This window comes from Melghiribacillus thermohalophilus (genome assembly GCF_004342905.1).
In the GTDB taxonomy this organism is placed as follows: Bacteria; Bacillota; Bacilli; order Bacillales; family Alkalibacillaceae; genus Melghiribacillus; species Melghiribacillus thermohalophilus.
Map to the genome: position 1 here is coordinate 194,763 of NZ_SMAN01000003.1, position 7,079 is coordinate 201,841.

A 7,079-nucleotide genomic window follows, 5' to 3' on the forward strand; every position below is an offset into this window, starting at 1 on the left:
CGTTCATTCTATATTTTACCCCTAATATTTTTATTTGTCATATTTTACACGAACTGATCTTTAAATAAATCATGGATCGCACCTGTCAAAAGATCTGGAAGGATTTCAAAACTGTAGTGAAGTTCGAGTCGTTCGGTCCATTGATGAGCGCCTTTACCAAAGGGACCGATGTTTAAAATCGGCATATGAACCTCCTCCATCAGTTTTTCATCGAGGGTATAACCCATTTCATCAAGGGGCATATTCTGTTTTAGCGGTTTAAGCGATTTGTCTGTTGATGATGCAGGCCCTACAAAGCTGAGATCCGAGAGGCCAGGAAAAAATTCAATGGTTTCCAGATCGATGTCATAATCTTTTTTTGCCTTATCCTGAACATATTTCAGCACCTGTTCAATGTGCTTGTTCCCTCTGGAAGAAACAGACGGATAAAATGGCGGACTGTAAAACAGAACAATCATCGGTGCCAGATCTTTACACAGATAGGCCAGATCCTGTACAAGCAGTGTGGAAAAGTCCCGATCCCCCTGCTCACGATTTTGAATTAATAGGTTCTGACGTCTCAGAACTTCCTGATTCCCATGCCGCTTTACAGCCTCCTCCAGCAGTTCTTCATACTTCATCACATTCACATGAACGTCAGGAAGTTCCCGGATACCCGCCATCTGCCTAAAAGCGGTTCCTTTATCCTGATAATGTTGTTCGATCTTCTTTTTCGCCCGATTGGCAGCATCCATAAGCCTGTTTGAAAGATCCATTAGGGACTGTTTCATGTAAAATACGTTATACATAGAAACAGAAGAAATCGGTGTCTGAACGGAATACTCTTCCTTTAAATCTCTGTTCATTAAACTGACCGGGGGCGGGGTTACCTCATCATCCACTTTTTCAATAAACGATTCATGAAGTTCTAATTCCTGATTGAGATAGCTGATCATTACATTGGCATTCACACCGCCAAAAGGTTCTCCCGCGTGGGTTTCCTTTCCATAGCAATAAAACCCCGGTAACACTTTCCCCAGTGATCCCATATACATATAAAAGCTTTCATCCCCGGGAAATTTCCGAAACATAGGCTCACCGTTTAAACAGGCTCGATAGGTTAGGTTTTCCTGATTTTTGATTTGATTTAAAACCGGAAGGGAATGAATCATTCCAGAAGAATTCACTTCTTCATCAGGTACAATCAGCAGCAGTATATTTCCATGGAATTCATTATCCATCGCTTTTTCAAGCATCGATAAATGAAGCGCGGTTCCTGCTTTCATATCCATGGTTCCTCTGCCGAACAGCCATTCTCCAGACCGGATATCATGCTGGACTTCCTCAGGCAAAAGGTCCATATGTTTCTCATATTCTCTCGTCAATTCCCGGGGGAAAAAAGCGAGGTTTTTAAAGGACCCATAATCCTCTATATCCACCACATCAATATGGCTGAGCAAAACAACTGTATCAGATCGATCACCTTTTCCTTTTACCAGTGCCGTAAGCAGCTGCCTACCGTCAGGAAGGGGATGCAGAGACAATCGGGAAGGAAATCGCTTAAAATACTCTTTTTCTGATAAAATGTGGTATAGATATTCCACAATGGCGATTTCGTGTTCTGAACCGGTTATGCTTGGATATTGAACAAGGGAACATAGTAAATCGGTCAGTTGTTCTTTCGTCTGCCATTTTTTCAAACCAATCACTCCTTTTGTCAGTTTTCGATCATAAAAGAGAGGTGTTCAGCACAGTGACATACATTATCGCCCATCGGGGTGCAAGCCGGTATGCTCCTGAAAACACGATGCCTGCCTTTGCCCGGGCGGTTCAAATGGGGGCAGATGGGATTGAAACAGATGTGCATTTATCGAAAGACGGGATTCCTGTTTTGATTCATGATGAGAGTTTAAATCGTACGACCAGTGGTAAAGGGCTGGTAAAAGAATATACCGTCCATGAGCTGAAAAAGCTTGATGCCGGAAGCTGGTTTTCTTCCCACTTTAAACATACCCCTATTATAACACTGGAAGAATTTTTAAGATGGGTTAAACCCTATCCCGTTCTCATAAATCTAGAACTGAAGACGAACGTAATCAATTATGAACAGATTGAACAGAGAGTTTGTCAACTAATTGAATGGTACAATATGACCGAAAGAACCATCCTATCCAGTTTTAATCCTGCAAGTCTAAGTCGGGTAAAAGAAATTCAGCCCGCCATCCAGACGGCTTTCTTAACGAGCCAGAAAATCAAACATATCATTTCCTTTCTTCATGACATTCACGCAGATGCTCTGCATGTTAAATACCGCATAGTCAATAAGGATATGATTGACATGTTACGGGATGAAAACATTCCTGTCAGGGTTTATACGGTAAATCGAACATCCAGGCTGACAAGATGCTTCAAATGGGGATGTGACGGGGTGGTAACGGATGTGCCGGACCTTGCCCATCGAATCAGGCAGTCTTATGTTTCCTGGAAGTTGTTTTAAAACCGTTGGTCGTTTTTCATGATTATGCTATGGTAAAAGAAAACAACTTATATTCGGAGGAGATGTATAATGGACAGCCAATTATTCTCGTCATTGACCATAAAAGATACAACCTTTAAAAATCGGATTGTGATGTCACCGATGTGCATGTATTCCGCTGAATCTGAAGATGGACATGTCCATCCTTTTCATCTGGCCCATTACGAAAGCCGTGCAGCCGGACAGGCTGGCCTGATTATCATAGAAGCAACGGCGGTTTTACCTGAAGGACGCATATCTTCCAGAGACCTTGGCATCTGGTCAGACGACCATATAGATGGGTTAAAAAAAGTGAATGAGGGCATTCACCGACACGGAGCAAAAAGCGGCATTCAACTAGCTCATGCAGGCCGTAAAGCGGATGTAGAAGGCGCCATTTTTGCTCCCAGTCCTATAGCCTTCAGTGAAAAATACCAGACCCCTCAGGAAATGACGAGGGAAGAGTTGAACCGTACGATACGGGCATTTCAGGAAGGAGCCAGAAGAGCCAGAGAAGCCAACTTTGATGTGATTGAAATCCATGGAGCTCACGGTTATTTAATCAACCAATTCTTATCACCATTGACCAATAAACGCACAGACGAATATGGCGGATCCAGAGAGAACCGCTATCAATTTTTAAGAGAAATCATTGAGGCCGTTAAACAGGAGTGGTCCGGGCCGTTATTTGTCCGCATCTCAGCCAATGAATATGATGAAAACGGCAACACCATGGAGGACTTTGTTTATTTTGCCCTGGAGATGAAAAAACAGGGAGTAGATTTGATCGATTGCAGCTCAGGTGCCGTGATTCCCGCCAGGATTCCTGTCTATCCAGGATACCAGATCCGATATGCTGAAGAAATTAAACAAAAGGCCGGCATACGGACCGGAGCTGTCGGTCTGATCACAAGCGGATTGCAGGCTGAAGAAATTATTCAGAACAGGCGGGCGGATCTCGTCTTTATTGGCCGGGCCTTTTTAAGAAATCCATACTGGCCGAAGCAGGCTGCCGATGAACTCGAAATTTCTATTGACGGGCCAGAACCATACCGGCGAGGTTGGAACTAAACACAGGAGGATGAAAACGATGCATTTATATTTTCTAGGAACCGGAGCAGGCGTCCCCTCGAAGAAACGAAATGTGTCATCCTATATTCTGGATCTTTCCCAGGAGCGGGGCAGCATCTGGATGTTTGACTGCGGGGAAGCGACCCAGCATCAAATTTTACATACAACGATTAAACCAGGAAAACTTGAAAAAATATTTATTACCCATCTGCATGGCGATCATATCTTTGGGCTTCCAGGTCTGCTGGGAAGCCGCTCTTTTCAAGGGGGCAGAACTCCCGTTGACCTCTATGGCCCGGCGGGTATCAAACCGTTTGTTCATACGGCTTTATCGATCAGCAAAACTCGCCTTCAATATCGTTTAAATATCCATGAAATTGATGAAGGGCTGATTTATGAGGATGAGCAATTTACAATCAAGGCTAAAAGACTTGATCATGGCATCGCTTCATTTGCATACCGCATCATTGAAAAAGATAAAATCGGTCAACTTCAGCCAGAAAAGTTAAAAGAAGCAGGCATTCCTCCAGGTCCCATTTATCAAAAGATTAAAGAAAACCCCAGCGTCACGCTGGAAGATGGGACCGTCATATACCGAAAAGACGTGGTTGGCCCGTCCAAAAAAGGAAAAATCATCACGGTATTTGGTGACACCCGCTATCACGATGAGTATATTTCTTTTGCCCGGGACTCTGACGTGCTTGTTTATGAATCCACATTTGGCCCGGAGGATCTTAAGCTGGCCTACGATTATTTTCATTCCACAGCTCTGCAGGCAGCAGAGCTTGCAAAAAAAGCAAGTGTTAAAAAACTGATTTTAACCCATATCTCATCTCGTTATCAGGATGGAGATATAGAAAGGATATCTAACCAGATCAAAGGTGTTTTTCCGAATTCAATTATCACCCATGATTTTAAACGGGTCGATGTATAAGGGGGCCGAGAAATGGATATAGGTCATCTGGTTCGACAGCAAAAGAACATGTTTGCTGAAGGGAAAACGTTAACCCATATGTTCCGCAAACACCAGCTGGAAAAACTGAAAATAGCTCTGAAGCGTTATGAATCAGACATTTACGAAACGCTAAAAAAAGACCTGAATAAATCTGAATATGAAGCCTTTGCTTCAGAAATAGGCTTTTTATACGGAGAAATCGATGAGGCGATCAAACATCTCCACAGCTGGATGAAACCGGTGAAAGTCAAATCGCCGATCAGTCATTCTGGCGCAAAAAGCTATATTTACAAACAGCCTTATGGGGTTGCTCTCATTATCTCACCATGGAATTATCCGATTCAATTGACCTTCGCCCCTCTAATCGGGGCTATAGCTGCCGGTAATTGCGCCATTATTAAACCGTCAGAACTGGCACCAAATGTATCACGCCTGATTGCCGACATGGTTCAAAACACCTATGAACCGGACTATATTGCCGTTGTGGAAGGGGATAAAGAAATCAGCCAGCAGCTTCTTGAAGAGCATTTTGATTATATTTTCTTCACAGGCAGTGTTCCGGTTGGAAAAATCGTGATGGAGAAGGCAAGCAAACATTTAACCCCGGTCACGCTGGAGTTGGGCGGGAAAAGCCCCTGTATTGTGAATGAAGATGCCAAAATTCCGCTCGCTGCCAGACGAATTACCTGGGGAAAATTTTTAAATGCCGGTCAGACTTGCATTGCACCAGACTATCTTCTGGTTCATGAGGATGTTAAGGTTGAATTACTAAAGGAATTGATTGCTGCAATCGAATCATTTTATGGAAAACACCCTCACAGACATCCAGACTTTACTCGAATCGTTAACCGTAATCATTTTGAACGGTTAACAGAATATTTAAAGAATGGGGAAATCGTCTATGGTGGAATTGCTGACGAAAAACATCTCACCATCTCCCCGACCATTTTGGACGGAGTCAGCTGGGATGATCCGATCATGCAGGATGAAATTTTTGGGCCAATACTTCCGGTACTGACGTTTACACAAATCGAAGAAGTAAAAAAAGAAATTGCTCATGCTCCAAATCCCCTGGCTCTCTATTTATTCACTGAAAATGAACAGACTCAGGAGTGGGCAATTGACAATATTTCTTTTGGAGGCGGGTGCATCAATGATACATTGATGCATATCGCTAACCCGAACCTGCCCATGGGCGGTATAGGATCTAGCGGAGTGGGTCAATATCATGGCAAAGCCAGTTTTGATACCTTCAGTCATCAGAAGAGTATCGTGAAACAGACAACCAAGTTTGATTTATCGTTCCGATACCCGAATTCGAAAATCGGACTGAAAATTTTGCGAAAGATATTTAAATAGTTTGATAATCAATTGAAGTTGCCAAAAGCCCCTGTTGCAGAAAACATGCTGCCAGGGGCTTCCTTATCAAAAAAGCATTTTGAATCTGTTTACATCAAATCATCAAAATAATAAATAATGGTTACGATAAGTGCCAGGATCGTATAAACAACAGCAGTTGCAGTGGCCGACGATGGCATTGTTTTTTTTGTTTCCCGCTCCATTTTCATTCCTGTTTCCGACTGAACTCCGCTTGAAATAGAATCGGACAAAAATCCCCCTGATGAATTCGCCAGTCGCAATATGACCGCAAAAGCAAGCCCGACAAAAAACGAAACCTCAATCACATGCATCTGAAACCATGCGGCAATTCCCCAGTTCACCCCCAGGATCACAACAAAAGTCAAGAAAGCAATTCCCCATTTTTTCATAAACCTCTCTCCCTTTGAAAAATACCTAAACGTTAAAATGATTGTATTCCCCTCCACATGAGGAATTTTCCCTTTATCATACCTGTAATTACAGACTCTTTTTTATTGGCTTTCGAATGATCCAACACCTAAATGAAGCAGAATAATCCCGATTGTACAGGTGCTACTATCCCATTTTTACGCATTGATCCACTTGTTGGTTTCACTTTTTAATTTTGTGTGGATCCGGGATCATTTTGAGCGTGTTTAATAAATGTCAATTCGTTTTCCACCAGCCCACAGACCCCGCATTGGACTTTATATGGTGGACCATTGTACGGGATATGGAACGGTCCCATCGTCTGATCCGTCAACTCCTCAACCACCTCCCCTGTCCCTGGATCCATCTTCACTGGCGTTGCTACCTGAGCAATAAGATTAAATCGGGTGCGGTTTGACCGGCAATTCGGGCATAAATATGGCTGTGCCATGGACACTCCTCCTTCAAGAGTCAGATGAAACAAGATTTTTCATTTATTTTTTATCATTTTCTTCAATTTGATACATACCGCAGTATCTAACGAACGATTTTGGGAATTGGAGAGATTTTCATGTGAGCGATCCAGAAAAAAGTGGAAACGACGTTGAGGATCGAGCAGAATGTTGGCGGATTGCTGGTTTACGTGCTGGGATTCATTTCAGAGATCATTTTATTTGGCTCTCCCCAATGAAGTGTGCTGAAAATTGAAAAATGCAGAATCTTCCTCTATTGTTAATAGTAACCCAAACCAAAACCAATAGAAAGGAAGAT

General features: G+C 42.8%; 7 protein-coding genes. 4 read left to right on the forward strand and 3 right to left on the reverse strand.

Translation table 11 applies throughout. The annotated features are described in order from the left end of the window. Window positions 1-44 precede the first annotated feature (44 nt). On the reverse strand, window positions 45-1,679 hold the full coding sequence (locus tag EDD68_RS04700) for a M20/M25/M40 family metallo-hydrolase (protein ID WP_132371087.1): 1,635 nt from the start codon (window positions 1,677-1,679) through the stop codon (window positions 45-47). 53 nt (window positions 1,680-1,732) lie between these two features. Here EDD68_RS04700 and EDD68_RS04705 point away from each other — a divergent pair, with 53 nt between their 5' ends. The 4 genes from EDD68_RS04705 (at window position 1,733) to EDD68_RS04720 (ending at window position 5,879) form a co-directional block, all read left to right on the forward strand. Further along, a complete protein-coding gene (locus EDD68_RS04705) occupies window positions 1,733-2,476 on the forward strand; it encodes a glycerophosphodiester phosphodiesterase (protein ID WP_132371088.1) in 744 nt (247 codons plus the stop codon). Window positions 2,477-2,545: 69 nt separating this feature from the next. Beyond that, window positions 2,546-3,565, forward strand: a complete 1,020-nt coding sequence (namA, locus tag EDD68_RS04710) for an NADPH dehydrogenase NamA (protein WP_132371089.1) — start codon at window positions 2,546-2,548, stop codon at window positions 3,563-3,565. Window positions 3,566-3,584: 19 nt separating this feature from the next. Then, entirely contained in the window at window positions 3,585-4,499 is a 915-nt protein-coding gene (rnz, locus tag EDD68_RS04715; protein ID WP_132371090.1) for a ribonuclease Z, read from the forward strand. 12 nt (window positions 4,500-4,511) lie between these two features. Beyond that, a complete protein-coding gene (locus tag EDD68_RS04720; protein ID WP_132371091.1) occupies window positions 4,512-5,879 on the forward strand; it encodes an aldehyde dehydrogenase in 1,368 nt (455 codons plus the stop codon). An 89-nt stretch (window positions 5,880-5,968) separates the two neighbouring features. Here the strand turns inward: EDD68_RS04720 and EDD68_RS04725 are convergent, their stop codons facing one another. After that, window positions 5,969-6,289, reverse strand: a complete 321-nt coding sequence (locus EDD68_RS04725) for a hypothetical protein (RefSeq protein WP_132371092.1) — start codon at window positions 6,287-6,289, stop codon at window positions 5,969-5,971. A 209-nt stretch (window positions 6,290-6,498) separates the two neighbouring features. Further along, window positions 6,499-6,759, reverse strand: coding sequence for a DNA alkylation repair protein (locus EDD68_RS04730; protein WP_132371093.1), 261 nt, complete (start codon window positions 6,757-6,759; stop codon window positions 6,499-6,501). Window positions 6,760-7,079: the final 320 nt, after the last annotated feature.

What these genes read in the sequence shown, in the direction of transcription:
- namA (WP_132371089.1), top strand. Translation starts at nt 2,546, where the DNA reads ATGGACAGCCAATTATTCTCGTCATTGACCATAAAAGATACAACCTTT.
- rnz (WP_132371090.1), top strand. Translation starts at nt 3,585, where the DNA reads ATGCATTTATATTTTCTAGGAACCGGAGCAGGCGTCCCCTCGAAGAAA.
- EDD68_RS04720 (WP_132371091.1), top strand. Translation starts at nt 4,512, where the DNA reads ATGGATATAGGTCATCTGGTTCGACAGCAAAAGAACATGTTTGCTGAA.
- EDD68_RS04725 (WP_132371092.1), bottom strand. Translation starts at nt 6,289, where the DNA reads ATGAAAAAATGGGGAATTGCTTTCTTGACTTTTGTTGTGATCCTGGGG.
- EDD68_RS04730 (WP_132371093.1), bottom strand. Translation starts at nt 6,759, where the DNA reads ATGGCACAGCCATATTTATGCCCGAATTGCCGGTCAAACCGCACCCGA.